Origin of the sequence: Streptomyces sp. ICC4, assembly GCF_003287915.1 — a bacterium.
Classification (GTDB): domain Bacteria; phylum Actinomycetota; class Actinomycetes; order Streptomycetales; family Streptomycetaceae; genus Streptomyces; species Streptomyces tritrimontium.
This window is the reverse complement of record NZ_CP030286.1, coordinates 8,728,904-8,752,972: the sequence shown is the minus strand read 5'-3', so window position 1 is coordinate 8,752,972 and position 24,069 is coordinate 8,728,904. Positions and strand designations below refer to the sequence as shown.

General features: G+C 72.6%; 21 protein-coding genes and 2 pseudogenes. 9 read left to right on the top strand and 14 right to left on the bottom strand.

Going from position 1 to position 24,069, the window contains the following annotated elements; genetic code table 11:
- Window positions 1-33: 33 nt before the first annotated feature.
- Window positions 34-948, top strand: coding sequence for a helix-turn-helix transcriptional regulator (locus DRB89_RS41225; protein WP_112463755.1), 915 nt, complete (start codon window positions 34-36; stop codon window positions 946-948).
- Between the two features lie 102 nt (window positions 949-1,050).
- On the opposite strand, the gene DRB89_RS41220 is transcribed toward DRB89_RS41225, so the two are convergent.
- Complete coding sequence (locus DRB89_RS41220; protein ID WP_112463754.1) at window positions 1,051-1,449, bottom strand: DUF3883 domain-containing protein; 399 nt, start codon at window positions 1,447-1,449, stop codon at window positions 1,051-1,053.
- A gap of 180 nt (window positions 1,450-1,629) precedes the next feature.
- Here DRB89_RS41220 and DRB89_RS46200 point away from each other — a divergent pair.
- From DRB89_RS46200 to DRB89_RS41210, 3 genes and pseudogenes are all read left to right on the top strand, one after another.
- Window positions 1,630-1,794 (top strand): annotated as a pseudogene (locus tag DRB89_RS46200) (NAD-dependent epimerase/dehydratase family protein); the annotation flags it as partial.
- Window positions 1,795-1,807: 13 nt separating this feature from the next.
- Window positions 1,808-2,815 (top strand): epoxide hydrolase family protein, encoded by a 1,008-nt coding sequence (locus DRB89_RS41215; RefSeq protein WP_239516944.1) that lies wholly within the window; start codon window positions 1,808-1,810, stop codon window positions 2,813-2,815.
- A gap of 34 nt (window positions 2,816-2,849) precedes the next feature.
- Window positions 2,850-3,356: a DinB family protein gene (locus DRB89_RS41210; RefSeq protein ID WP_112452797.1), complete on the top strand. Its 507-nt coding sequence runs from the start codon at window positions 2,850-2,852 to the stop codon at window positions 3,354-3,356.
- A gap of 31 nt (window positions 3,357-3,387) precedes the next feature.
- On the opposite strand, the gene DRB89_RS41205 is transcribed toward DRB89_RS41210, so the two are convergent.
- A complete protein-coding gene (locus DRB89_RS41205) occupies window positions 3,388-3,942 on the bottom strand; it encodes a flavoprotein (RefSeq protein ID WP_112452798.1) in 555 nt (184 codons plus the stop codon).
- A gap of 59 nt (window positions 3,943-4,001) precedes the next feature.
- Between DRB89_RS41205 and DRB89_RS41200 the strand changes: the two genes are divergently transcribed.
- Window positions 4,002-4,436, top strand: a complete 435-nt coding sequence (locus DRB89_RS41200; protein WP_112452799.1) for an SgcJ/EcaC family oxidoreductase — start codon at window positions 4,002-4,004, stop codon at window positions 4,434-4,436.
- Window positions 4,437-4,448: 12 nt separating this feature from the next.
- Window positions 4,449-4,586, top strand: a complete 138-nt coding sequence (locus DRB89_RS41195) for a fumarate hydratase C-terminal domain-containing protein (RefSeq protein ID WP_112463752.1) — start codon at window positions 4,449-4,451, stop codon at window positions 4,584-4,586.
- Between the two features lie 215 nt (window positions 4,587-4,801).
- On the opposite strand, the gene DRB89_RS45655 is transcribed toward DRB89_RS41195, so the two are convergent.
- Window positions 4,802-4,951 carry a hypothetical protein gene (locus DRB89_RS45655; protein ID WP_239516654.1) on the bottom strand — a complete coding sequence of 50 codons (150 nt, stop codon included), beginning with the start codon at window positions 4,949-4,951 and terminating at the stop codon, window positions 4,802-4,804.
- On the opposite strand from DRB89_RS45655, the gene DRB89_RS46495 reads away from it, so the two are divergent.
- A complete protein-coding gene (locus tag DRB89_RS46495) occupies window positions 4,950-9,812 on the top strand; it encodes a right-handed parallel beta-helix repeat-containing protein (RefSeq protein WP_343234840.1) in 4,863 nt (1,620 codons plus the stop codon). The two genes, DRB89_RS45655 and DRB89_RS46495, sit on opposite strands and share 2 nt — an antisense overlap.
- Window positions 9,809-10,519 (top strand): hypothetical protein, encoded by a 711-nt coding sequence (locus DRB89_RS41180; RefSeq protein ID WP_112463751.1) that lies wholly within the window; start codon window positions 9,809-9,811, stop codon window positions 10,517-10,519. The genes DRB89_RS46495 and DRB89_RS41180 overlap by 4 nt, the downstream gene beginning before the upstream one ends.
- Window positions 10,520-10,532: 13 nt before the next feature.
- Here the strand turns inward: DRB89_RS41180 and DRB89_RS41175 are convergent, their stop codons facing one another.
- Genes DRB89_RS41175 through DRB89_RS41165 form a run of 3 tightly spaced genes read right to left on the bottom strand, consistent with a single transcriptional unit; the run spans window position 10,533 to window position 13,344 of the window.
- Window positions 10,533-11,717 (bottom strand): ABC transporter permease, encoded by a 1,185-nt coding sequence (locus DRB89_RS41175; RefSeq protein WP_112454427.1) that lies wholly within the window; start codon window positions 11,715-11,717, stop codon window positions 10,533-10,535.
- Between the two features lie 59 nt (window positions 11,718-11,776).
- Window positions 11,777-12,487, bottom strand: a complete 711-nt coding sequence (locus DRB89_RS41170) for an ABC transporter ATP-binding protein (RefSeq protein ID WP_112452950.1) — start codon at window positions 12,485-12,487, stop codon at window positions 11,777-11,779.
- Window positions 12,484-13,344 (bottom strand): peptidoglycan-binding protein, encoded by an 861-nt coding sequence (locus DRB89_RS41165; protein WP_239516652.1) that lies wholly within the window; start codon window positions 13,342-13,344, stop codon window positions 12,484-12,486. The genes DRB89_RS41170 and DRB89_RS41165 overlap by 4 nt, the downstream gene beginning before the upstream one ends.
- Window positions 13,345-13,433: 89 nt before the next feature.
- Here DRB89_RS41165 and DRB89_RS41160 point away from each other — a divergent pair, with 89 nt between their 5' ends.
- Window positions 13,434-13,964, top strand: coding sequence for a hypothetical protein (locus DRB89_RS41160; protein WP_112463749.1), 531 nt, complete (start codon window positions 13,434-13,436; stop codon window positions 13,962-13,964).
- Window positions 13,965-14,047: 83 nt separating this feature from the next.
- Here the strand turns inward: DRB89_RS41160 and DRB89_RS43505 are convergent, their stop codons facing one another.
- From DRB89_RS43505 to DRB89_RS41125, 8 genes and pseudogenes are all read right to left on the bottom strand, one after another.
- On the bottom strand, window positions 14,048-14,191 hold the full coding sequence (locus DRB89_RS43505; protein WP_162688947.1) for a hypothetical protein: 144 nt from the start codon (window positions 14,189-14,191) through the stop codon (window positions 14,048-14,050).
- Window positions 14,192-14,280: 89 nt separating this feature from the next.
- Window positions 14,281-15,096, bottom strand: a complete 816-nt coding sequence (locus tag DRB89_RS41155; RefSeq protein WP_112452945.1) for a phosphate ABC transporter ATP-binding protein — start codon at window positions 15,094-15,096, stop codon at window positions 14,281-14,283.
- Between the two features lie 11 nt (window positions 15,097-15,107).
- Window positions 15,108-16,007 (bottom strand): class E sortase, encoded by a 900-nt coding sequence (locus DRB89_RS41150; RefSeq protein WP_112452944.1) that lies wholly within the window; start codon window positions 16,005-16,007, stop codon window positions 15,108-15,110.
- A gap of 29 nt (window positions 16,008-16,036) precedes the next feature.
- Window positions 16,037-17,116 (bottom strand): annotated as a pseudogene (locus DRB89_RS41145) (LPXTG cell wall anchor domain-containing protein).
- Window positions 17,113-19,461, bottom strand: a complete 2,349-nt coding sequence (locus DRB89_RS41140; protein WP_112463748.1) for a prenyltransferase/squalene oxidase repeat-containing protein — start codon at window positions 19,459-19,461, stop codon at window positions 17,113-17,115. The pseudogene DRB89_RS41145 and the gene DRB89_RS41140 overlap by 4 nt, the downstream one beginning before the upstream one ends.
- A 548-nt stretch (window positions 19,462-20,009) precedes the next feature.
- Window positions 20,010-20,840 carry a phosphatase PAP2 family protein gene (locus tag DRB89_RS41135; RefSeq protein ID WP_112451642.1) on the bottom strand — a complete coding sequence of 277 codons (831 nt, stop codon included), beginning with the start codon at window positions 20,838-20,840 and terminating at the stop codon, window positions 20,010-20,012.
- 65 nt (window positions 20,841-20,905) lie between these two features.
- Entirely contained in the window at window positions 20,906-21,859 is a 954-nt protein-coding gene (locus DRB89_RS41130; RefSeq protein ID WP_112451643.1) for a YihY/virulence factor BrkB family protein, read from the bottom strand.
- Window positions 21,860-21,955: 96 nt separating this feature from the next.
- The gene (locus DRB89_RS41125) at window positions 21,956-23,857 is read right to left on the bottom strand and encodes a right-handed parallel beta-helix repeat-containing protein (protein WP_162688946.1); all 1,902 of its coding nucleotides are present in this window, start codon (window positions 23,855-23,857) and stop codon (window positions 21,956-21,958) included.
- Window positions 23,858-24,069: the final 212 nt, after the last annotated feature.

Below are 24,069 nucleotides of genomic sequence, written 5' to 3'. Positions count from 1 at the left end.
CTGCGGGGTTCGGGTCGGCGCATACTCGGGTCCATGACCGGAAAAACGCAGCTCGGGGACTTCCTGCAGGCACGGCGCTCCCAGCTGCGTCCGGAGGATGTCGGGGTGCCCACCTACGGGGAGCGTCGGCGTGTGCCGGGGCTTCGGCGCGAGGAGTTGGCGCTGCTGGCGGGGGTGAGCGCCTCCTACTACACCCGGCTGGAGCAGGGGCAGTCGCTGAGCGCGTCGTCCGAGGTGCTGGACGCGATCGCCGGGGCTCTGCGGCTGGACGACTCCGAGCGGCGGTACCTGCACGACCTGGTCCGCGCGGACAGGCGGCGTACTCGGGGCCGGGGCCGGCGGCCCGCGCCGGAGCGCGTGCCGGAGGCGACGGCCCAGTTGCTGGACGCGCTGGCGGACGTTCCCGCGATCGTGCTCGGCCTGCGCGGTGACGTACTGGCGTGGAACCGCCCGGGTCACGCGCTGTTCGCCGGGCACCTGGACCGCGACGCCCCGGACCTGCCGGGGCAGCGTCCCAACATGGCCGCACTGGTGTTCCTCGACTGCCACACCCGCGAGCTGTACGCGGACTGGCCGAGCAAGGCCAGGGCGGTGGTGGGGAACCTGCGCCTGGTGGCGGCCCAGCACCCGCAGGACACCGCGTTGCACGCGCTGCTGGGTGAACTGAGTGCCAAGAGCGCCGAGTTCTCCTCGATGTGGGCCGACCACCGGGTCAAGGCGTGCACCGTCGCCACCTACGGGATGCGGCACCCGCTGGTCGGCCCGCTGACCGTCGTTCAGCAGACCCTGAGCCACGGGCCGGGACCCGGCATCGTGGTTGCCACCGCGGAGGCGGACTCGCCCTCGCGGGCCGCACTGACCCTGCTCGCCCGGGCCGTCGCCCAGGACACGGATCCGGCCGTCCGGGCGCGGACGGGGCACCGGGGGCATCGGGCCGGCACTGCCTGACCTCGCGCCCGGCCGTGGTCGAGTTCCCTCTGGTCCAGTTCGACGCAGAGCAGGCTGCGCCGGGCCGTCTTTCCGGGCCGGCGGTCCGGCCGCCCGGCATGGTCACTCCTGCCCCGGTTTCAGGGGGAAGTAGAGGCTCTGGCAGGCGCGGATGCCGCTCAGGATGATGTTCGGGCTGGGGCGGGCCGTGAGTTCCTCGTACGGGTCGAGGATGAAGCGGGCCACCGTCTGTTCCGACTCCGAGTCCAGGCCCGAGACCACCACCAGGAAGAAGTCCTTCTCCGTCCTGGCCCGCTCCCACTCGTGCGGCGTCACCGTGACGGAGTCCCGTTCTTTGTTGCGGACGGACTTCACCTCGTAGAACCGGCCCAGTTCGTCCACCGCGTCCGCGCCCAGACCCCGTTGCGTCCGCAGGTCGCGCAGTCGTTCGTCGTCCCCGGCCAGGATCTTGCGCACGACGGTCATCGCGGCATCCTCCTGGTCCACCGGCGTGTAGAACACCGGCGCGCTCCGCTGGCGCGGTGGTGCCGGGGTCGCGCGGGGCTCGGAGAGCGTGGGGCGGGCCGGGGGCCGACGGAGGTAGCGGCGGGTCCAAGGTCCGGCCGCCGCCGACTGCGGACGACTGCGGGCGGTCGGGGTCCTCCGCGGCAAGAGACACGACAGAGAACTAAGGAGTTACGCATGACGTCCCTGATCACTGGTGGTGCCGGTTACATCGGGGCGCACGTCGGCCGCGCGATGCTGCTCGCGGGCGAGGAGGTCGTGGTGGTCGACGACCTCTCCACGGGCAACGACGACCGCGTCCCGGAAGGCGTACCGCTGGTGGTCGGTTCCGTGCTGGACGGTCCGGGAGCTCGCGCTGTACTGGCGTACGGGCTACGACTGGCGGGCCGCCGAGGCACGGTTGAACGAGTGGCCGCAGTACACCACGGTCATCGACGGGGCACAGGTGCACTTCGCGCACCTGCGTTCGCCCGAGCCGGACGCGACACCGCTGCTGATGACGCACGGCTGGCCCGGTTCCTTCGTGGAGTTCCAGAAGGTCGCCGGTCCGCTGACCGATCCGCGGGGCCACGGCGGGGATCCGGCGGACGCCTTCCACTTGGTCATGCCCCACATCCCCGGCTTCGCGCTGTCCGGGCCGACCACCGAGCGAGGCTGGGAGTTCAAGCGCGTCGCGCGGGCCTTCGGGGCCCTGATGGAACGGCTCGGTTACGAGTCGTACGGGGTCCAGGGCGGCGACTGGGGCGCGGCCGTCTCGCGGGAGCTCGGCCGGATCCGGCCGGGGAACGTGCTCGGGGTGCACCTGAACCTGCTCCCGGGCGGCGGGGCGACCGCCGAGCCCGGGGCCGAGGAACTGGCCGCACTGAGCCCGGACGAGCGGGAGCGCACGCTCGCCTCCTGGGCGCGCTACCGGGTCTGGGCGCGCGAGCGGCAGGGCTACGCCGACATCCAGGCGACCCGGCCGCAGACGATCGCGTACGGGCTGAACGATTCGCCGGTCGGGCTGCTCGCCTGGATCGGCGAGAAGTTCGCGGAGTGGGCGGACCCCCGCAGCCCCGTCGACCGCGACCAGATGCTGACCAACGTGATGTTGTACTGGCTGACCGGGACCGCGGGTTCCGCGGCCCGCATCTACTACGAGCGCGCGCACGCCGACTACCAGGGCTCGGCGCCCGAGGTGTCGACCACGCCGACCGCGCTCGCCGACTTTCCCCGGGACAACTTCGTGCCGCTGCGGCACATCGCCGCGCGTACCGACCGGATCGTGCGGTGGACCTCGTACGAGAGGGGCGGGCACTTCCCCGCGATGGAGGTGCCGGACTTGTTGGTGGGGGACATCAGGGGCTTCTTTCGGGAGCTGTGAGCCGTGAGCGGTGTACGGGTGGAAAGATCATCAGATGATCGACGAACAGCGGACCCGGCCCGTACTGGTGGGCGATGAGCGCGCCACCCTGACCAGCGTTCTCCAGTGGCAGCGCGACACCTTGATGATGAAGTGCGCGGGGCTGACGGACGAGCAGCTGCGGCGCAGGGCGGTGGCCCCGTCCGGGCTGAGCCTGCTCGGGCTGGTCCGGCATCTCGCGGAGGTCGAGCGCGGCTGGTTCCGCAACGTCGTGGGCGGCGAGGACGTGCGCGGCTACTTCCCGAAGAACGAGGCCGGGGAGTGGACCGAGTTCCACGTCGACGACGCGGACGTCGCGGGGTCGTTCAAGCTCTGGGAGGACACCTGTGAGCGGTCGCGGGCGATCGTGGACGCGGCCGAGTCCCTGGACGTGACCGGTTCCTACGACGGCCAGGTCTACTCCCTGCACTACGTCCTGGCCCACATGATCGAGGAGTACGCCCGGCACAACGGGCACGCGGACCTGCTGCGCGAGGCGATCGACGGGGTGACGGGGGAGTAGTCGGCGAGGGCTGCGGGGGCCGCGCCGGCTGCTAGGCGGTGGTGGCCGCCGCGGCGCGGTCCACGGCGGCCAGGGCCGCCGCCCACGGGAAGTGGTCCGGGGTGTCCGGGCCGGCCGGGCCGGGGGTGAACCCGTCCTCGCCGAAGAGGACGGAGACGCCGGAGCCCCGCAGGACGGCCAGGGACTGGTCGAACTGCGGATGCGCGGCGAGGGCGGCGTTCGCGCAGGGCATGGCGACGACGGGGGTGCCCTTTCCGATGGCCTCGGCGGCGATGCCGATGACGAACCGGTCGGTGAGGCCGAGGGCCCAGGCGTTGACGGAGTTGAAGGTGGCCGGGGCGACCAGCAGGGCATCGGCCGTCGGCCAGACGTCGGGCTCTCCGGGGAGCTTGTACTGCCAGCGGACGGGGTGGCCGGTGAGCGCGGCGAGGCCGTCGAGGTTGCCGGAGAGCCAGTGTGCGGCGGTGGGAGTGAGGCCGAGGCAGACGTCCCAGCCGCGGGACTGGGCGTCCTCGATGACATGGGCCACGTCGAAGACGGGCGGGGCGGCGGAGCAGAGCAGGTAGAGGGTCTTCGTCGTGATCATACCGCAATGTGATCATATCGCTTGACCTCAACTTAACTTGAGGGGTAAGGATCGGTGACATGAGAGAAGAAGACGGGAAAGTCGAGAACGTCGAGGGTGTCGAGAACGTCGAGGTCGAGGCGATCGCCGCGGTGGTCGCCGCCGTCGAGCGCGCCCAGCGGGCCAAGGATGCCGAGGGGTTCCTCGACCTCTTCCACCCGGACGCGCTGTGGACCACCGCGCACGGCAAGGTGCTCATCGGATTCGACGCGATAGCGGAGTTCACCCGGGCGGTGCTCCCCGCCTCGGACTGGGACGGCGAAGTCACCTACGAGGTGACGCACACGCAGTTCCTGCGCCCGGACGTGGCGGCCGTCAAGGTACGGCAGGTCTACCGCTCGGCGGACGGTGTCGGCAGTGAGGGAGCTCCGCTGTACGTGATGACGCGGGACGGGGCCGGTGGCCGGTGGCTGCTGACGGCATGCCAGAACACCGAGGTGAAGGTGCTGGGGTAGGCGGGGCGCGGATTGGAGGAGGTCTGGACAGACGAGGTCGAGGACTTCCCGGCCGTTATCATGGTCGACAACAAGGGCAACGACTTCTTGGTCGGTCCGGCCCAGGACCGGGCGTTCACCCACAACCCGGTCCGCGGCCCGGGCCTGTAAACCACACCGAGGGCCCCTCCGCCAACGGCGGGGGGGCCCTCGGTCATTGCCCGAAGGCCTGGGCACGAAGAGCGGGGACGGGGCAGTTACGCCAAGAACGGCGACAAAACCGGCCTCGCGTCCTACACCCGCGGCGGAACCCTCTCCGAGATCCGCTACGGCCAGCGCACCGACACCCTCTTCACCGGGATCACCTCCCACAAGGTCACCTTCGGCTACGAAGAGCGCTGCTTCGCCGCGAACTGCACCTCGTTGACGAAGGACACCTCGGACAACTGGCCCGACGTCCCCTTCGAGGCGATCTGCGAGGCCTCGGCGCCCGACTGCAGGTCCACCGGTCCGGCGTTCTTCACGCGCAAGCGCATGACGAATGTGAAGACGTACGCGTGGTCCACGGCCCTGGAGCCTGACAACTATGCGCTCATCGACACTCTCGACCTGACCCAGGAATACCTGGACGCCGGCGACCTCGGCGACACCAGCGACCAGAGCCTGGTCCTGAAATCCATCAAGCGCACCGGCAACAACGGCGGGACGGTGACGGTCCCGCCCGTGGACTTCACCTACCACATGAAGCCGAACCGGGTAGACGTGGACGGGGACAACATCGTCCCGCTGAACCGTCCCCGCATCAACACGATCACCTCCGAAGCCGGTGCCATCACCACCGTCACCCTCTCCAACCCGGAGTGCGTGCGCGGCAGCAAGATGCCGGTGGCCGAGGACGACAACGCGCTGTCCTGCTACCCGGTGTACTGGCCGATCAACGGCGGCGACCCCAAGCTCGACTGGTTCCACAAGTACAACGTCGCCGCCGTCACCATCGCCGACCCGGCCGGCCAGAACGACCTCGTGGAGTACTCCTACGAGTACGCGAACCCCGGCTGGCACCACAACGACGACCCGCTGACCCCCGAGAAGGAGCGGACCTGGTCGGACTGGCGCGGCTACGGCAAGGTCACCGCCTACACCGGAGTCGTCGGCAAGACCCGCTCCAAGACCGTCAAGGTCTACATGCAAGGCATGCGCGGCGACACCCGCAAAGCCGGCGGTGCCACCCGCACCACCACCGTCGCGGCCGTCGCGGTACCCGGTCTGACGATCCCCGACATAAACGACGACGACCAATACCGCGGGTTCCAGCGCCAAGCGATCACCTACGACGGAGCCACCGCGATCTCCGTATCGGTCACCGACCCCTGGAGCAAGCCAACCGCGAGCCAGCAGAAGTCCTACGCCAACATCAAGGCGTACTACGTGCGGACTGGCACCACGTACGGCCACACCCTGCTGACCGCGTCGAACACCTGGCGCACCACCCGCACCGACAACAGCTACGACGACGTCTACGGCCAGCCGACGCAGATCTCGTCGTCCGGTGACACGGCCAAGACCGGCGACGAGACGTGCACCCGCACCTGGTACGCCCGCAACGACGCCAAGGGCATCACGGGGCTGACCTCCCGCACCCGCACCGTCGCGGCCGAGTGCTCGCTCACCGACGACAAACTGACCCTCCCCGCCAACTCCGCGACCCGCGGTCACGTCCTGTCCGACACGGCCACCGTCTACGACGACAACGCCGCCACCTCCTGGAGCGCCAACCAGACCCCGACCCTGGGCCTGCCCACCTGGACCGGGCGCGCCCAGTCCTACCCGGCCGCCAGCGGCACCAGCGACCGCAACCCGGCCGGCGCAGCCGGCTGGCAGACCATCGGCAAAATCGCCTACGACACCGGCGCCGCCAACCTCGGCCGCCCGCTGAGCGCCACCGACACCGCCGGCAACATCTCCACGACCACCTACACCCCGGCCGCCGCCGGCCCGCTGCAGGTCACCGTGGTCACCGCACCGAAGCTCGCCTCCAACGGCCAGCAGCACAAGACGTACACGTACACGGACCTGCGCGGCTCCACCGTGCGCTCCATCAACCCCAACATGGGCTCGACGTACAACACCTACGACGGCGCGGGCCGCATCACCGCGACCTGGCTGCCCAACCGCGCCAAGTCCTTGACGCCGAGTGTGAAGTACGACTACCTGCTGGAACGCGGCAAGCAGCCCTGGACTTCGGTGTCCACTCTGTCGGCGGGCAGCGGCTACGAAACCGTGTACGCGATCAGCGACGCGCTGCTGCGCCCGTTGCAGACCCAGACGCCGGCGCCGAACGGCGGCCGGATCCTGACCGACACCCGCTACGACTCCCGCGGCCTGGCCTACGAGTCCTACGCCGACATCTGGGACAAGGACAAGGCTCCCGGAGGCGTCTACACGCGAGCCGAGTACGGCAGCACCCCCGCCCAGTCGCAGACCGTCTTCGACGGGGCCGCGCGGGCCACGACCAGCAAACTGCTCGTCTACGGGGTGCAGAAGCAGACCACCACCACCAGCTATACCGGTGACTCCGTCGCCACCACCGCCGTTCAGGGCGGCACCGCGAGCCGCACCATCACCGACGCGCTCGGGCGGACCACCGAGACGCGTACCTACGGCGGCACCACACCGAACGATCCCGCCTACGGCGGCACCACACCGGGCACCGCGTACACCAGCGTCGTCCACACCCACACGGTTGACGGCAAGTCCGCAACGGTCACCGGCCCCGACAGCGCGAAGTGGAGCTACAGCTACGACCTCTTCGGCCGGACTGTAAGCAGCACCGACCCCGACAAGGGCATATCCACCTTCACCTATACGGCCCTCGACCAGATCGCAACCACCAAGGACGCCCGCAACACGGTCCTTGAATTGGCGTACGACGAGCTCGGCCGCAAAACCGGCCTGTGGACGTCCCCGAAGTCCGACGCCACCAAACTCGCGGCATGGACGTACGACACCGTCCGCAAGGGCGCCGGCACGGACGCCATCCGCTACGAGGGTGGCCTGACCGGCAAGGCCTACACCAAGTCCGTCACCGCGTACGACACCCTGGGCCGCCCCACCACGACCCGCCTCACCCTCCCCACGGGCGGCGGAGGCCTATTCGCGCGCAGGGGGATCCGAAAAGGTGAACATTGCTCTACTCTCACGCGCATGTCGTGGACCCGCAGGTTTCCTGCCGTGCCGGCGGCGCTCCTCGCCGCCCTCCTAGCCCTCCTGTCCCTCTTCGTCGCCGCGCCCCTCGCGAGCGCGCACGAGGAGCGCCCCGTCGAACTCCCCGACGGCACCGGCTCCGTACCCCAGTACCGCGCGGGCGAGCCGGACCTGGTCGTCTGCAAGACCGACCGGCCCGCCTTCGAGCGCCGGATATCCGCCTTCCCCGACGCCCTCAAGCAGCGCAACCTCGCCCTCTACGACCGCTGCGAGAAGAGCGGCTTCCGCCACCTCCAGGAGGCCGTCGACGCCGCGGACCGCCCGGGCATGAACATCGCGATCCTCCCCGGCCTCTACGAGGAGGAGCCCTCGCTGCCCAAGCCGACGGGGGAGTGCGCCTCGCTCACGGCGCCCAACTCCTCGCTCGGCTACCAGATCCTGACCTACGAGCAGCAGGTGGCCTGCCGCCACAACCAGAACCTCGTCGCCATCCTCGGCAAGACGAACCTCCAGATCGAGGGCACCGGAGCCTCCCGGCAGGACGTCGTCATCGATGCCAAGTACCAGAAGCTGAACGCGATCCGCGCCGACAAGTCCAACGGCATCTACTTCCGCAACTTCACCGCGCAGCGCACCACCTTCAACTCGCTGTACGTGCTGGCCGGCGACGGCTTCGTCATCGACGACGTCCTGACCCGCTGGAACGACGAGTACGGCTTCCTGACCTTCGCCAGCGACCACGGGCTGTACAAGAACTGCGAGTCGTACGGCAACGGCGACTCCGGCATCTACCCCGGCAGCGCGTCCGACATCAACAACGGCCGCGGCTACGACGTCCCCCGCTACTCCATCGAGATCACCGGCTGCCGCAGCCACCACAACATGGTCGGCTACTCCGGCACCGCGGGCGACTCCGTATGGGTGCACGACAACGAGTTCGACCAGAACATGGGCGGCGCCTCGATGGACAGCGCCTTCCCCGGCCACCCCGGACTCCCGCAGAACCACGCGAAGTTCGAGCGGAACCTGATCCACGACAACAACGCCGACTACTACCACCACGTGGCCGACGGCACCTGCGCGAAGCCCCCGGCCGAGCGCGGCTACGAGCAGGGCGTCGTCTGCCCGCAGATCTCCATGCCCCCGGGCACCGGCATCATCACCGCGGGCGGCAACTGGAACCTCTACGAGAACAACTGGGTGTACGGGCACCAACGCGCGGGCTTCTTCCTCTCGGCCGTGCCCGCCTTCATCCGGGGCGAGGAGAAGCTGTCCAAGCAGGCGGACACCTCGCACCACAACCGCTACGCCGCCAACATCCTCGGCAAGGACAAGTCAGGCGCCTCCCGCCCCAACGGCATGGACGTGTGGTGGGACGGCCAGGGCCGGGGCAACTGCTGGCAGCCCGGACCGGACGGCTCCACCCCGGGCACGCTCCCGCAGTGCGGAGAGCGCCGCGGTGCGGTCTCCGGCGCCTCGGCCCGCCTGGCCGGTGAACCGGTGAAACTGGCCCAGCTCCTCGTCTGCGCCGACTACAGCGTCCAGGCGCGCAAACTCCCGGCCGGCTGCGACTGGTACGGGGCCCGCGGCCTCCAGCGGGTGGAGACCCAGATCGCGCTGGCCGTCGCGGCGGTCCTGCTCCTGGTCGGCGGCCTCCTGTGGTGGCGCCGGTTCCGGCCCCTCCGGCCCTCCTTGGCCCGGCTGGGCACGGCGGCCACCCTGCTCGGTCTCGCGGGCCTGGCCCTGGACGTGGCGGGCTCCACCATGGGGCTGGTCGCCGGTTCCGTCCCCGCCCTGGCGCTGCTCTGCCTCGGCCTGTGGTGGACCGGCATCGGTGTCGCCCTGCGCCCCACCCGCCCGTGGCTGGCCCGCCTGACCCTGCTCCTCGGTGCGCTCACCCTCCTCGACGCCTTCGACAAGGCCGTCCTGATGATTCCCTGGATCCCGCTCAGCCCCGCCTGGATACGGGCCCTCGTCGCGGTGGTGTGGATCCTGTGGGCGGTCGTCGCCGCGGCCGGCCCCGGCGGGAGCCCGGCCGCCCCCACGGGCCCCGGCGGAGACCCGGCCGGCGACCGCGTCCCCGTCCCCGCGGCCCAGACGCGGACCGGCGCGGAACCCGGCGCGGAGCCCGGCGCGGCATCCGGCGCGGAGCCCGGCGCGGCACCCGGCGCGGCCGAGGGGGAGCAGCGGTGAGCGATCGCCCCGAGAGCCGGGTCCGGTGCGACGCCTGCGGTGCGCCGCCGCGCCGGATCCGGCGGGCGGGCCGCCGCACCGCCGCGCTGCTCGCCCTCGCGCTGCTCCTGGCCGGCGGCTCGGCGACGGGCTGCGGAGGGCGGGCCACCACCCACCACAAACCCGGCACCACCCATGAGCAGGCCTCCGGCGAGGCCGGCACCCTGCTCACCGCCGACGACGGCGCCGGCCACCGGCTCCGTGAGGTCCCGGCCGAGGGCGCCCCGGAGGTCCAGCTCACCGCCCGGCCGGACACCGAGGACGGCTGGAACCTCCAACTGGCGGTGAAGAACTTCCACTTCACCCCCGACAGCACCGGCGGCGGCGCCCTCCCGGGCGCGGGCCACGCACATCTGGAGCTGGACGGCCGCAAACTGGCCCGCCTGTACGGCCCTTGGTTCCACCTGCCCGCGGCGCAGGTGCCCGAGGGCGCGCACACCCTGACCGTCCGCCTCTACGCGGACGACCACACGGCCTGGGCGGTGGCGGGCAAGCCGGTGGAGGGCACGCTCCAGCTCACCGCCACCGCCGGCCGGACCGGCCACGGCCATACCCCGCCCGCACCCCCGGCACCGAGCAGCTGGCCTGGCTCAAGCGGGATTATTTCTCAAGAACAGGGACAACCACGGTGTAGACAGAGAAGATCTTCGGGAGAGCCAGATGTGTAGAAGACACAGCCCCCTACCCCGCCTGGAGCGCCAGCGTCGGGGACAGGCCTGCCGCGCGGACCGCCGGGTAGAGGCCCGCCACCGTGCCGATGGCCAGGGTTGCGGCGAAGCCGCCCGTTACCGCCCAGAGGGGGACCACCCAGGGGAGGTCGCCGGCCTGGGCGTACACCGCCGTGGCCGCGCCTCCCAGGGCGATGCCGGCCAGGCCGCCCAGGCCCGACAGGAGCAGGGACTCCGTGACGAACTGGATGCGGATCTGGCCCTTGGTCGCGCCGAGGGAGCGGCGCAGGCCGATCTCGTGGCGGCGCTCCAGGACCGAGATGATCATGGTGTTGGCCACCCCGACACCGCCCACCAGCAGGGCGATGCCGCCGAGGCCGAGGAGCAGCGTGCTGAAGGCGCCCTCGGTGGCGGCCTTCGCCTGCAGGGCCGCCGACGGGTCCGTGACCGAGACCGCGCTCGGCGTCTGGGGGTTGGCCGCCTTGCCCAGGAGCCCGCGTACCTCCTGGACGCGGTCGTCCGCCGAGCGCTCGTAGACGGAGGTGGGGTGGCCGTCGAAGCCCAGCAGGGTCCTCGCGGCATCCCAGCCGATCAGCGCCGAGCGCTCGATCTCCGGTGCGAGGGGGATCGGGTCGAGGATGCCGATGACGGTGAAGTACTGGCCGCCGATGAAGACCTGCGCGCCCGGCCCGGTGATGCCCAGGCGCTCGGCGGTGACGTGCCCGAGGACGACGGACGGGTAGCGGCCCGTGGCGTCGTTGAGCCAGCTCCCGCTGCCCATCCGGGCGCGGAGCGTCTCGAGGAGGTCGCCCTTGGCCGCCTTGAGGGCGATGCCGCTGGTCTCCTCCTTCGGGATGTTCTCGCTGCGGCGGACGGACTCCTTCACGTCCCCCGTCGCGCCGACCGATTCGACCCCGTCGATACGGGCGATCATGCCCGGGGCGTCCTCGGGCAGGCTGGTGTCCTGTCCCGAGAACATCGGCGGGCTGGCGGTCGCGACCATCATGTTCGTGCCGAGCTTGTCGAGTTCCTGGAGCAGCTTGGCCTGGCTGGACGAGGAGATGCCCACCACCGCGATCATCGTCGCGATGCCGATCGCGATCCCGAGCGCGGACAGGAACACGCGCATGGGCCGGGAGCGCAGGCCGGCGGATCCGACGTGGAACACGTCGCGGGGGCCCAGGCGCGGCGGGGACAGCTTGCGGGCCCGGCCGCGGGCCTGCTTGCCGGCCGCGCGGGACTTCGTACGGGAACCCACTACGCCCCCACCCCCAGCGCGTCGGCGTTCCACACGTCCGCCACGATCTCGCCGTCGCGGATGCGGATCTGCCGGGGCAGGCTCGCCGCGATCTCGTTGTCGTGGGTGATCACGGCGATGGTGGCCCCGTCCTGGTTGAGCTCGTGCAGCAGTTCCAGCACCGACTCGCCGGACGCCGTGTCCAGCGCGCCGGTCGGCTCGTCGGCGAGGAGCAGGTCCGGTTCGCCCGCGACCGCGCGGGCGATCGCCACGCGCTGCTTCTGCCCGCCGGACAGTTCGTGCGGCCGGTGGTCCATGCGGTCGCCGAGGCCGACGCGCGCGAGGGCCCGCTCCGCCCGCCGCCCGCGTTCGGCCCGCGAGAGGCCGGAGTACAGCAGTCCCTCGGCGACGTTGGCCCGGGCGCTGATGCCCGGGACCAGGTGGAAGGACTGGAAGACGAAGCCGACGTGGCGCGAGCGCAGGGCGGAGAGGGCGCGGTCGGAGAGGCTCGCGATGTCGTACCCGGCGATGGCGACGCGGCCGGCGGTCGGCCGGTCCAGGGTCCCCACGATGTGCAGCAGGGTGGACTTGCCCGAGCCCGACGGGCCGACGATGGCGAGGAGTTCGCCGTTCAGGATGGTGAGGTCGACCCCGCGCAGGGCCGCGACCCCGCCGGGGTACTCCTTGGTGACGCCGGCCAGCTCGACGACCGCGTGGGCGTGCTTGTTCATGACTTCGGGACCCCTACCCGCATGCCCTCCTTGAGGGCGTCCCCCTTCACCTCGACCCGGCCCTTGCCGAACATGCCGAGCTCGACCTTGACCTCGCGCACCGTGCCGTTCTCGACGACCTGGACCCCGAAGCCGCCGTCGGCGAGGGCGAGGAGGGAGTTGACCGGTACGGAGAGCACGCCCTTGCGGGTCTCGCCCGTCAGGTTCACCGAGACGGGGGACTGGTCGGGGCCCTTGGCCTCGGCGGCGTTGTCGAGGGTGACCTCGACCTGGAGCTTCGGCTTCTTGTCGCCGACGCCCGGGCCTCCCGGGCCGCCCGCGCCGCCCGAGGCCGGGTCGTCGGGGTTGGCGGTGCTGCCCACGGACTCGATCTTGCCGGTGGCGGTGGCGCCGCCCGGCAGGGTCACGGTCACCGGGTCGCCGACCTTGGCGGCGCCCGCCTTGGCCACGTCCAGCTGGAAGCGGACCAGCCGCTCGGTGCCGGTCAGGGTCAGCACGGGCTTGCCGGCGGCCGCCTCGTCGCCGACCGCCATGTCGTTCTTCTGGACCCGCTGCGGTCCGGAGGCGAAGGCGATGTCGTCCTTGCCGATCTCGCCCGTCTCCTTCAGGGAGTGCGACTTCTGCCAGCGCTTGACGCCGGTGGCGGTGCCCGCGGTGAAGGTGCCGTCCGAGGGGTCCAGGCCGGTCCCGAAGCCGAGGGCCTGGAGGTTGCGCTTGAGCTGCTTGACGTCCTCGCCCTTGTCCCCGGTCTTCATGGTCCGGTACACGGGCGTGGTGCCGTACATCAGGCGCACCGGCTTGCCGTTGACCTCGTAGAGCTTGCCGTCGCGCTCGATGGAGGAGCCGGCGGGCGCCACCCAGGTCAGGGTCGCGGAGCCGGAGCCCCGTCGGCGGCCGCGGCCAGTACCAGGCCCCCCTCGGCATACCCCTGCGCCAGCTGCTCGACATGAGCGGCGGCAACCGCCCCGGGCTCCGGCTGAAGTTCTGGACCCCCGGCGGGTCCTCCACCCCCGGCGGCTCGGGCAACGGGGGCGGGGGCTCGGCCAACGGCGGGTCCACCCCGCCGCAGGGCTGCGGAGGGGCGAGCTGGGGCGCCATCACCAACGTCGGCAACGGCCTCAAGATCGGCCTGGGCACCAGCAGCCCCCAGGGCGGCGCCAAAGTGGTCACGGGCGGCACCACGGCCTTCGGCTGGGTGCACGAGGAGGGCAACTACGACAGCATCAAGGCGTGCAGCTCGTCCGGCGCCGCGATGAGCCGGGCGCTGACGCAGTTCGGCGACACGGTGCGCGTCGAGCTCGCCGGCCAGTTCTCCGGGGACGTGTGGTGGAACCTGGAGAAGGCCCCGACCTCGGGCGCCTACTTCATCAAGGACATCAGTTTCCAGGGCGGCTGCCTGACGTCCAACGGCGCCGGCGCCCAGCTGACGGTGGTCGCCTGCGACTCCGGCAAGGCCCAGCAGTGGCGGATGCCGTAGCCGCGGCGGATCCCGTAGCCGCGACGGACCCCGCGGGCGCCCTGCCCGGCGATCACCGCCGGGACGGGCACCGGGTGGCGGGGTCAGTGGGCCGATCCGCCGAATTCGGCGTGCTGCGTGAGCAGGGCGAGCTCCGGCTCCCCCGTCGGCTCCGGCGGCGGGAAGGAGGCGCGCCGCGCCTCCGCCCGTGCTTCCGCGAGGAGCCTTTCGAACGCTTCGTCCGTCACGATGGGTCACCTCCTCCCGCCGTCGCGGGTCCCTCACCAGTGGTTCGTGGCGGCGGCCCGCCGGGATTGGCGTCGCGGGCCGCGGCCGGTCAGCCGAAGCGGCCCTGGACGTAGTCCGAGGTGCGGGGGTCGGCCGGGGTGGAGAACATGGCCTGCGTGGGGCCGTGCTCCACGATCTGGCCGGGCGTGCCCTGGGCCGCGAGGAAGAAGGCGCACTGGTCGGACACCCGGGCCGCCTGCTGCATGTTGTGCGTCACGATGACGATGGTCACCTCGTCGGCCAGCTCGCGGATGGTCTCCTCGATGCGGCGCGTGGAGGTCGGGTCCAGGGCCGAGCAGGGTTCGTCCATCAGGAGGATCCGCGGGCGCACCGCCAGGGACCGGGCGATGCACAGGCGCTGCTGCTGGCCGCCCGAGAGGGCTCCGCCCGGCTGGCGCAAGCGGTCGCGGACCTCCTTCCACAGGCCCGCCTTGGTGAGGCACTCCTCGACCAGGACGTCCTTCTCGGCTCCCGAGGCGCGGGTGCCCGTCAGTTTGAGGCCCGCCGTGACGTTGTCGTAGACCGACATCGCCGGGAAGGGGTTCGGCTTCTGGAAGACCATGCCGATCCGGCGGCGCGCGTCGGTGAGCCGGCGGCCCCGGGCGTACACGTCCTCGCCGTCGAGCAGGACCTCGCCCGCCAGCTCCGCGCCCGGGATCAGCTCGTGCATGCGGTTCAGGATCCGCAGGAAGGTGGACTTCCCGCAGCCCGAGGGGCCGATCAGGGCCGTGACCTGGCCGCCGGGCATCGTCAGGGAGACCCGGTTGAGGACCTTGCGACCGCCGAACCACGCCGAGACGTCACGGGCGTCGAGGGTGGAGGCACCGGTGGCGGGGAGCGTGGGGAGGGAGAGCGTCTGCGTCATCGCGGCCTCGTTCACAGGAGGTTGGGCAGGAGGAGGGCGGCCTGGTCGGCGACCGCCAGACCGAGCGCGGCCAGGACCGGGAAGCCGACCAGCCAGGTGTGCGCGCGGCCCCAGCGGAGCCGGGCCCAGGCCAGGGCGGCAGCGGCGAGCAGTAGTCCCTGGGCCCACAGGACCAGCGGGAACCAGGCCGAGGTCTGGCTGCCCAGCGGGGCCTCGTCCGCGGCGAGGCGCCCCGGGGTGCGGCCGCCGGACTGCTGGGCGGGCGTGGTGAGTTCGGCGTCCACCTGGACCACTCCGTCGGGCATGTACGGGGTGCCGTCGGCGGTCATGAGCGTGAGCCGGCCCGCGTCCCCGGCCGGCCGGGAGGGCACCGGGTCGCCCGCGCGCCGCACGCCCAGCACCTTGTACGTGTGCTCGCCCTGGCCGGTGACGACGAGGAAGGTCTCCCCGCGCGCCAGGTCCGCGATGTGGGCGAACGGGCCGCCGTAGCCCGCCTGTCGGCCCATGATGATGCTGGTGCCGGGCTGGCCGGGCAGCACGGTGTCGCGGCGGTGCCCCGGCCCGGCGGTCAGCACCTCGGAGGTGGTCGCCTCGCGGACGACCTCGCGCAGGCCGATCTGCGGGATCTCCAGCAGCGCGACCGGTGTGCCCGGGCTCGTCGGACCCAGCGGGGCGGTGGCGTTGGCGAGCCCCTCCCGCAGCTGCGCGTACCCCACCCGGCGGTCCCGCTCGTGGCGGAGGTGGCCGAGCGGGCCGACCTCGGCGACGAAGCCGAGGAGCAGGGCGCCCAGGATGGACAGGGCCGCGCCGGTGGCCCACAGGCCCGGTGAACCCGGACGCCCCGCCGGAGCCGTGACGGCTCCGGCGGGGTCGGGGCGCACGTCCACCGGCGGGGTGGAGGTGGCTGTCATGGTGTCTTCTCCGGAGGGGGATGTGCGGGTCAGTTGCCCGAGAAGGTCAGCAGGCCGCGGCGGCGGGCCCACCAGACGGCCGCGCCGCCGGTGGCGACGAGGCCGGCGCCGAGCAGACCCACCGTGCCGGCGTCCGCGCCGGTGTTGGCGAGGCCGCCTCCGGAACCGCCCGCGGAGCCGCCCGAGACGTTGGTGGAGACGCCCACGCTGTCACCGCCGGCGGAGCCGCCCGTGGTCCCCGCCGAGGCCGACGCGGAGGGCGAGGGCGAGGCCGACTCGGAGGCGGACGCCGAGGGGGTGGGGGACGCCGACTCCGAGGGCCACAGCCACAGCCCCCACGCGAAGGGGGGGAGGGGGGCGGCGGCCGTGGGCGGGGCGGGGGGGGGCCGGGGACGGCCCAAAGGAAGGGCAGGGGGAGGAGGAGGGGGATGGAAGGGGCGTTAGAGGTCGGGGGGGCGGGGGGGGAGTGGTTGGGGAGCGGGGGGAGGAGGGTGAGGTAGGGCAGGGGGGCGGGGAGCCGCGGTCCGGGTGTCCTCGGGCGCGGGGCCGCCGGTCGGCTGGGTGTTCTTGGCGCGCAGCTGGTCGGGGGTGACGACGGGCTTGCCCTCCGTGCCCTCGATGTCGGTACCGCCGAAGATCCACAGGTCGACGCTGCCGGGCTTGGGCTTGTAGAGCATCGCGCCGAGCTGGCTGTACTCCCAGGTGTTCTGGCCGGGGCCCGCGTGCCAGTACGACCAGTAGGCGGAGGCCGGCGGGGTCAGGACGCAGTCGTCCTGCTGCGCGGTCGGGTACTGCTTGCCGCCCCGGTGGCCGCTGTAGCCGATGCGGCAGATGAAGGCCGGGCCGTCGTGGCCGGTGCCGGTGGTGGCCCAGCCGCCCTGGTTGAGGAGCTCGTGGCCGGTGGTGGGCGTCGACCCGCAGGAGCGGTAGACGGGGCCGCCCCAGTGACCGAAGTCGACGGCGAGGACCACGCCCGAGCTGGTGGTGCACTGGCCCATCGGCTGCGGGGCGGCGGCGGCCGGGGCCGCGGTGGCGGCGAACGCCGCCACCGTCAGGTCGAGCGCGGCGGCCGTACGGGCGAGGGCCCGCAGGACGCGGTTGCCGCTCATGCCCGGCTCCCGGTGTTCTCGCGGCGGCGCTTCGCCGCGCGGGTGAGGCCCCAGCCGCCCAGGGCCAGGACCAGGGCCGCGGCCGCGAGGCCGCCGACCCGGGGGCCGGTGGAGGCGAGCGCGCCCCCGCCGCCCGAACCGCTGCCGCCGGAGGAGCCCGCGGCGCCCGCGTCCTCGCCCGGGGTCACGATGACGGGTGCGGTCGGCGAGGCGGAGGGCGAGGCCGAAGGCAGGACCGAGGTGCTGGGCAGGGGCTCCGGAGCGGTGCCCTCGAGGCTGCGCGCCAGAGTGCCGAAGGAGATGCCGGTGGTTCCGCCGAGGGCCTGGGTGGAGGCGCGGACGTCGGAGCCGGGCTGGCCGCCCTTGGCGATGTCGAAGCCGCCGTCACCGTTCTGCCGGGAGGCCAGGAACGCGCGGGCCCTGGCGATCTGGACCGCGTACTTCGAGGAGTCCAGGGACAGGCCCTGGACGGCGAGGGCCGCCGAGTTGACGGAGTTGCCGGAGGCGCCGGGGAATCCGCCGTCCTCCTTCTGCCGGCCGGCGAGCCAGGCGAGGCCCTTGTCCACGGCAGCCTGCGAGCCGGCGTCGGGCAGCAGGTCCAGGGTCATGGCGGCCATCGCGGTGGAGTCGACCTCGGTGCCGCTGGGTTCACCGATCAGGCTGACCCACCCGCCGGACGGGTCCTGGAGGCTCTTGAGGTAGGCGATCGGCTCGGCCGCCGCGGCCGTCTCCCCGGCGCGGACCTGGGCCATGACACCGAGCGACTGGGAGAAGACCGAGGTCGCGTAGGTGTAGTTGCCCTTGGCCGCGCACTGCCCGGCCGTCTCGGTCCTGGCCGTGCAGGTTCCCTTGGCGAGGGCCGCGATCAGGTCCTGGCCGCCGAAGGCGCGCGGGTCGCGGCCCACGGCCTCGGCGAGGAGGGCCGTCTTGCCGATGGAGCCGCCCGCCGCGTACTTGGTGCCGATGAGGGTCCAGTCGTGGATGCCGCGGCCCTTGCCGTCCTTGCCGCCCTTGTCGAGGAAGTCGACGATGCCCCGCAGCGCGGTGTTGTCCTTGCCGGTGGCGGCCAGCGCGTAGGCGCCGTCGATGGTCAGGCCGTAGTCGGCGAAGCCGGTGCCCGGGCCGCTCTCGTAGTAGCGGCCCTGGACCAGGCGGCCGCGGTCGGTGAGGTAGGCGGTGCCCTTCACGAGGTCAGGCGCCGCTCCGGCCGGAGGCGTGGGCGGGTCCACCTTCTTGGTGGTCAGCGTGACGAGGTCGCTCTTGGCGCCCGCGAGGGCGACCGTGGAGGTGGGGAACAGCCGCGATTCGGTGTCGTCCTCCTCGAAGCCGAAGCCGGCCCCGAGGAACTGGTGCCGCGAGAGCCAGGAGAGGCCGGCGTCCGCGAAGGCGTCGTCGCCGAGGGCGCGCAGCGCCTGGACGGCCCAGGCGGTGGAGGCCGGGCTGCCGGTCGTCATGGAGGAGGCGGAGGGCCAAGCGGCCGTCGGGAGCTGCGACTTCTTGAGGTAGGCCCGTGCCTTCTGGACGGCGGCGTCGTGGCCGCCGGCCCGCTTGAGGGCCAGGGTGATCAGGCCGGTGGAGTTCGCGTCGCTGTCGCACCAGCCGCCGGAGCGGATCAGGACGCCGGTGAAGCCGCCGTCCTCGCACTGGAGGGCCGTCAGCCGGTTCACGGCGTCGGCGGGGGGCGTCACGCCGCCGCCCAGCAGGGCGATGACGGCCATGGCCTGCGCGTCGGACTGGCCGGTGGTGCGGAAGTCGCCCTTGGTGAGGCAGCCTTCGACCGGATCGCCGACCCCGATGTCCCGGGGGCAGACGTACTTCACGAGGTCGCCGAGCAGGTCGCGCCCGCCGAAGGCGCGCGGGTCCTTGCCGGTCGCCTCGGCGACGAGGGCCAGGCGCGCGGCGGCGGTGGCGTCGGGTATCCCGTCCTTGCCCGCCGGGTAGGCGTACGCGTCCGTCTGCGCGGGCGTGGCCAGGAAGTCGGCCGCCTTGCGCGCCGCCGGGCTCTTGGCGTCGGCCGCGGCCAGGGCGAAGACGACCTCGGTCGTGAAGAAGTGGTTCGGGGCGGTGGCACCCTCGTCGACGACCCGTTCGCCGTCGGTGAGCCTGCCGGTGAGCCAGCGGACGGCGGCCGGGACGTCGACCGACCCGGCGGGCACGTTCGGCGGGGCGGTGGGGACGGCCGGGGGTGCGGGGGCCGAGGGCTGCCCTGCCGATCCCCGGGTGGCGGCCGGACCCGAGCAGGCGGCCGCCAGCGCGGCGACCCCGGCCGATCCGGCGGCCAGCAGAACCGTGCGGCGGCTGGTCCGGGAGCTTGCGTTCTCGGTCCTGCGAACGTTCTCGGTCATGCGAACCCCTCGCGCGCTCTTGGGGCCGTCGTGCCGGACGGCCACCGACCGCGCCCACCGTGCCGGACCGCGGGGACTGCGACCAGCACCGACACGCCCCGAACCGGCGGCGGGGCCGGGCGCACGACGCCTCCCGTACCGGGTGGTGCTCCGGGTGCGGGAGGCGGTTCGTGCGGGCGGGCGACCGTCGGGAAACCTGTCGCCCCGCGGCGGAGCGGTACGGCCGCTCGTCCGGGTCCGTGCCCGCGGCCGGCTGCTCAAGCGCCGGGGGCGGGGGAACACCGGCCTGCCCCGGGCCCGGTCCCGGAAGACGGCGGGCCGCGGCGGCCGGTTGCCGTGCGGGTCCGGAAGGCGACCACGTCGTGCTCATCGTGCGGACGGAGCCCCGGCCGCGTGATGGCGGGGGGATGCCACCACGCGGCTCGGGCCCGCTCGGGATCCCGCGCCGCTCACCGCCGCGGACTCCCTGTCCACTCGTATGGCCGGTCTCCGGCCGTCCAAACCAGTCGGATCGCCTTCTCTCTCGAAGGAGTGCCCGAGCGCAGCGGTCAGCCGGCTGGTGGTGCCGGTGTCCGCGGTGCCTCGGGCGCGGGTTCGGTGAGTTCCGGTTCCAGGCCCTCGGTCACCGCCGTCCTGCGTCGGCCGGTGTCGGCGCGCCAGGCCTCGAAGGCCAGCGCCGTCGCGGTGACCACCGCGAGGCCGAGCAGCCAGCCGCCCACGACGTCGCTGACCCAGTGGACGCCCAGCGCGACGCGCGTGTAGCCGACGCCCGCCACCGTGACCAGCGCGAGCGCCCAGGGCAGTGGGCGCCACGCACGCGGTACCAGGGGCATCAGCACCAGCAGCAGGACGGCGCACGAGGTGGTCGCCGTCATCGCGTGGCCGGAGGGGAAGGAGAACCCGGGCGCGTGGGCGACGGGGTCCGGCAGATGGGGCCGCGCCCTTTCGACCACGCTCTTGGCGAGGAAGCCGATCAGACCGCCCGCGACGGCGGTGACGGCCGCCCAGGCCGCGAGCCGCCAGGCGCGACGGGTCAGGAGCCAGACCACGAGGACCGCCACCAGCAGGCGCATGGTCACGGGATCCCACACGAAGCCCGTGAGCACGTCGAGGAAGCGCACCCACCCCGGGTGTCCGAGGGCGTCGGCGTGCAGGCGCTCGGCCACGGCCCGGTCCACCCGGTGGAGCGGAGCCCACCGGGACTCCACCAGGACCAGGGCCAGCGCGAAGGGCACGGAAGCCACCGCCGTCGCGGCGGCGGCGAGTACGAGCCGTGCGCCGAAGGTGGCGTCGGATCCGAAGTGCCGTGAGGTCAGGCGCCGGAGCGTGCCGTGCGGTCCGGGCCCCTCCCGTCGTGAACGCTGCGTGTGCCGTGCCATGGTGGCGCTAGCCTCTCGTGTGCGGTGAAGGTGTGCGGGGCGGTGGCGGTGTGCGGGCCGGTCGGTCAGACCCCGGGATCGGCCGTGACCGGCTCTCTCGCCCCCGCCCGTACGGCTTCCAGCTGGGCGGCGAAGGACAGTCCCAGGAAGAGCGCGATCGAGGTGAGGTAGGACCAGATCAGCAGCGACACGATCGCGCTGAGGGGTCCGTAGACGCTGGTGAACGAGCCGCTCGCGCCCACGTACAGGCTCAGGCCCCACGTCGCCAGGTTCCACAGCACCAGGTACACGACGGCTCCGAACGCCAGCCAGGTGTAGCCGGGCTGGCGCCGGCGCGGGGAGAGCCGGAAGATCGCGCTGGCGGCCAGGACCGCGAGCAGGACGCCGACGGGCCAGCGCAAGAGGTCCCACGCCCGGACCGTGGCGGGAGCGAGCCCGTACACCTCGGCCAGCGCGTGGGTCAGGTGCGTGCCGAGGACGGTGAGGATGAAGCTGAGCCCCAGGGGGAAGCCCGCGAGGGCCGCCATCACCAGGCCCCGGGTGTACTTGGCGAGGAAGGGCCGGTCGCGTTCGTTGCCGTAGATGCGGTTGGCACCCCGTTCGACCTGGCACAGGCTCGTGGTGACATTCACGAGGGAGAAGAGCAGGCCCAGCCAGAGGGCTGCCTGGCCGCCGTCGCCCGCATGGCGTCTGCTCTCGCGGAGCGCGTCGTCGACCACCGCCTGGCCGGGGCCGCTGGTGAGCCCCCGGATGGTGAGCTCGGCCACGCGGCCCGCCTCCTCGCTGTGCATGACGCCGGACAGGCCGATGGCCGCGATGGCCAGCGGGACGATGGACAGGACGGTCTGCAGGGCGAGCGCGCGGGCGTGGCTGAATCCGTCGGCGTAGCGGAAGCGGACGAAGGAGTCGCGCGCCAGGCTCCAGCCTCCGTAGCGGCGCAGCGCGGTCCACGCCTCGTCGGCGGACAGTTCCTCGCCGCGCACGTCGTGTTGTTGCGGTACCCGTCGTGCGGTGCCCATCGTCGTGCCGCCTTCCCGTGGAGCGTACGGAGCTTGCGGTCGGTCGGTGCGGCTGCCGGGGAGCCGTGGGCGCGGGGAGCGGCACGGGCCCCAGCCTCAGCGCGGCGCACCGGGGGAAGCCGGGGAGGCGGTGGGAACGTGGTCGGCACGGTCGGCATGGTCCGTGTGCTCCTCGTCGTGTGGTGCGGCGGCGGGAACGCCGAAGGCTCGGGGCAGGTAAACGCGCAGAGCGCCCGGTTCGATCTCGGCGGTGAGGCGGACCCCGTCGCGCACGGCATCGCCGTCGAGCTCGCGCGGCTGCGGGACGGCGCAGCGGATGTCGATCCGGGTGGCGCTGAAGTACTCCAGCGCTCCCCCGGCTTCCCTGTGCCCGGAGTCGGGGCCGGAGTCGGGGCCGGAGTCGGGGCACTCGCCCGGCTGCTTGTAGGCGTAGGAGGAGAAGCGGCCGTCGGTGCTGTGCGCGGTGGTGCCGTCACCGAAGTCCACGTCCGCGCTCGTCACCGGCCACGGCGCCGTGGTGCCCGCGGTGTCGACCGAGACGCTCAGCGGCAGGACACCGCTGAGGGGGCTCTGGTTGGTGGGCAGTTCCGGCTTGACCGTGAAGGCCGTGGCCAGCGAACCGGCCGGGGTCACCTTGGTCAGGATGTCGAAGGAGGAGACCTCCGCTCCGACGCCGTTGACGGCCTTCACCTTGGCCGCGTAGTCGCCCGGCACGGCGTAGGCGTGCTCGGCGGTGGTCTGCTCGGTGACCACCGGAGCCGTGCCGTCACCGAAGTCGAAGTGGTACGTCACGCCGGCGGGCCACTTGCTGTCCACGGAGGCCGTCGCCTTCACGCGCGTACCGACCGGCGCCCAGCTCTCGCTCAGCGAGAGGTTCACGCTCCGCAGGTCGTCCTGCGCCTCGTAGGCGCCGCGGTCGATGTACCCGCCGTCCTTGCCCGTGTTGGGCACCCTCGGGTCGTCCGCGACCGGCTTCCCGTAGAGGTCCAGGGGAATCACCCCCGGGGCCGTGGAATCGCCCGAATCGATGGTGGGGGATCCGTCCCACGTGCCGACGCCTTCGGGGGACACGTTCACGATGTCGTGCGCACCCTGGCCGCTGGCTGCCAGGAACGCCACCACCGTCTGGTGGTCCGTGCCGGCCCAGTTGTAAGGGGATGCCACGCCCGCGGACTGGGCCGCGATGAGGTTGTAGTCGACGCGGGTACCGGACGTGGCGCTCTGCGCCACCGCGATGCCGACGCGCGGCTCGGCGACCGCGCACGTCTTGGGGGTGCTCCTGGTGAAGATCGCGTTGTTGAACAGCGCCGAGCCGGTCGAGGTCCCGCCGACCGAGACGGCCGCCCCGCAGTCGCCGCCGATGCTGTTGTTGGTGAGGACGGTGCCGGGCGCGTCCAGCACCGTCGCCCCCGGCCGCCGGTTGTCCTCGATCACGTTGCGGCTGAGGACGGTGCGCTGCGCCCCGCCCTCGATCCGGACGGCGCCGAGCGTGCTCCGCACGACGCGTACGTCCGTGCTCGCCTCGCCGACCACGACGGCGGCGGCTTGGGGTCCGTAGGCGTAGAGCTTCTCCAGCGTGACGTCGCGGGAACCGCCGACGCGCACCCCGCCCCTGACCTGGAGTCCGCGGACCACGACGTGGGAGGCCCCGCTGACGGTCAGGCCCTTGTCGAGGTAGGACCGGAAGACGCCGCCGCCGTCCTCGCCGACGGCGAAGGTGATCGGCTTGCCCGGCTCTCCCGAGCGGTCGATCGTGACCGCGTCGGGGTAGCTGGTGTCCGGGGCGATCCGCACGGTCTGGCCCGGCTTGACCACCTTGGCCGCGGCGCCGATCGAGCAGAACGGGACGGACTTCGAGCCGGTCCCGGCGTCGGAACAGGCGTCCGAAGCGCTGTTCACGGACAGGTCGGCCGGGGTCTCGGCAGCGGCGACAGCCGGTATCCCGAGAAGGGTGACGAGGCCCGCGGTGAGCAGGACCGTCGCACGGGTAGGACGCACAGGCAGGGTTCCTTCGGTGGTAAGGGCGGCGGGGATCGACCAAGGACAGGAAGCGGCGCCGCACGACGGTGCCCGGCCGTTCCCCCCAGCAACGGTCGGGCGCACGCGAACCCTGAAGTCTCGGATCATCATCCCCTGCCGGGAACTGCCTGTCACCCCGGGATAATTCACCTGCATTGTTGCGAACAGCTGATCGGAGAGGGGAACGCCCT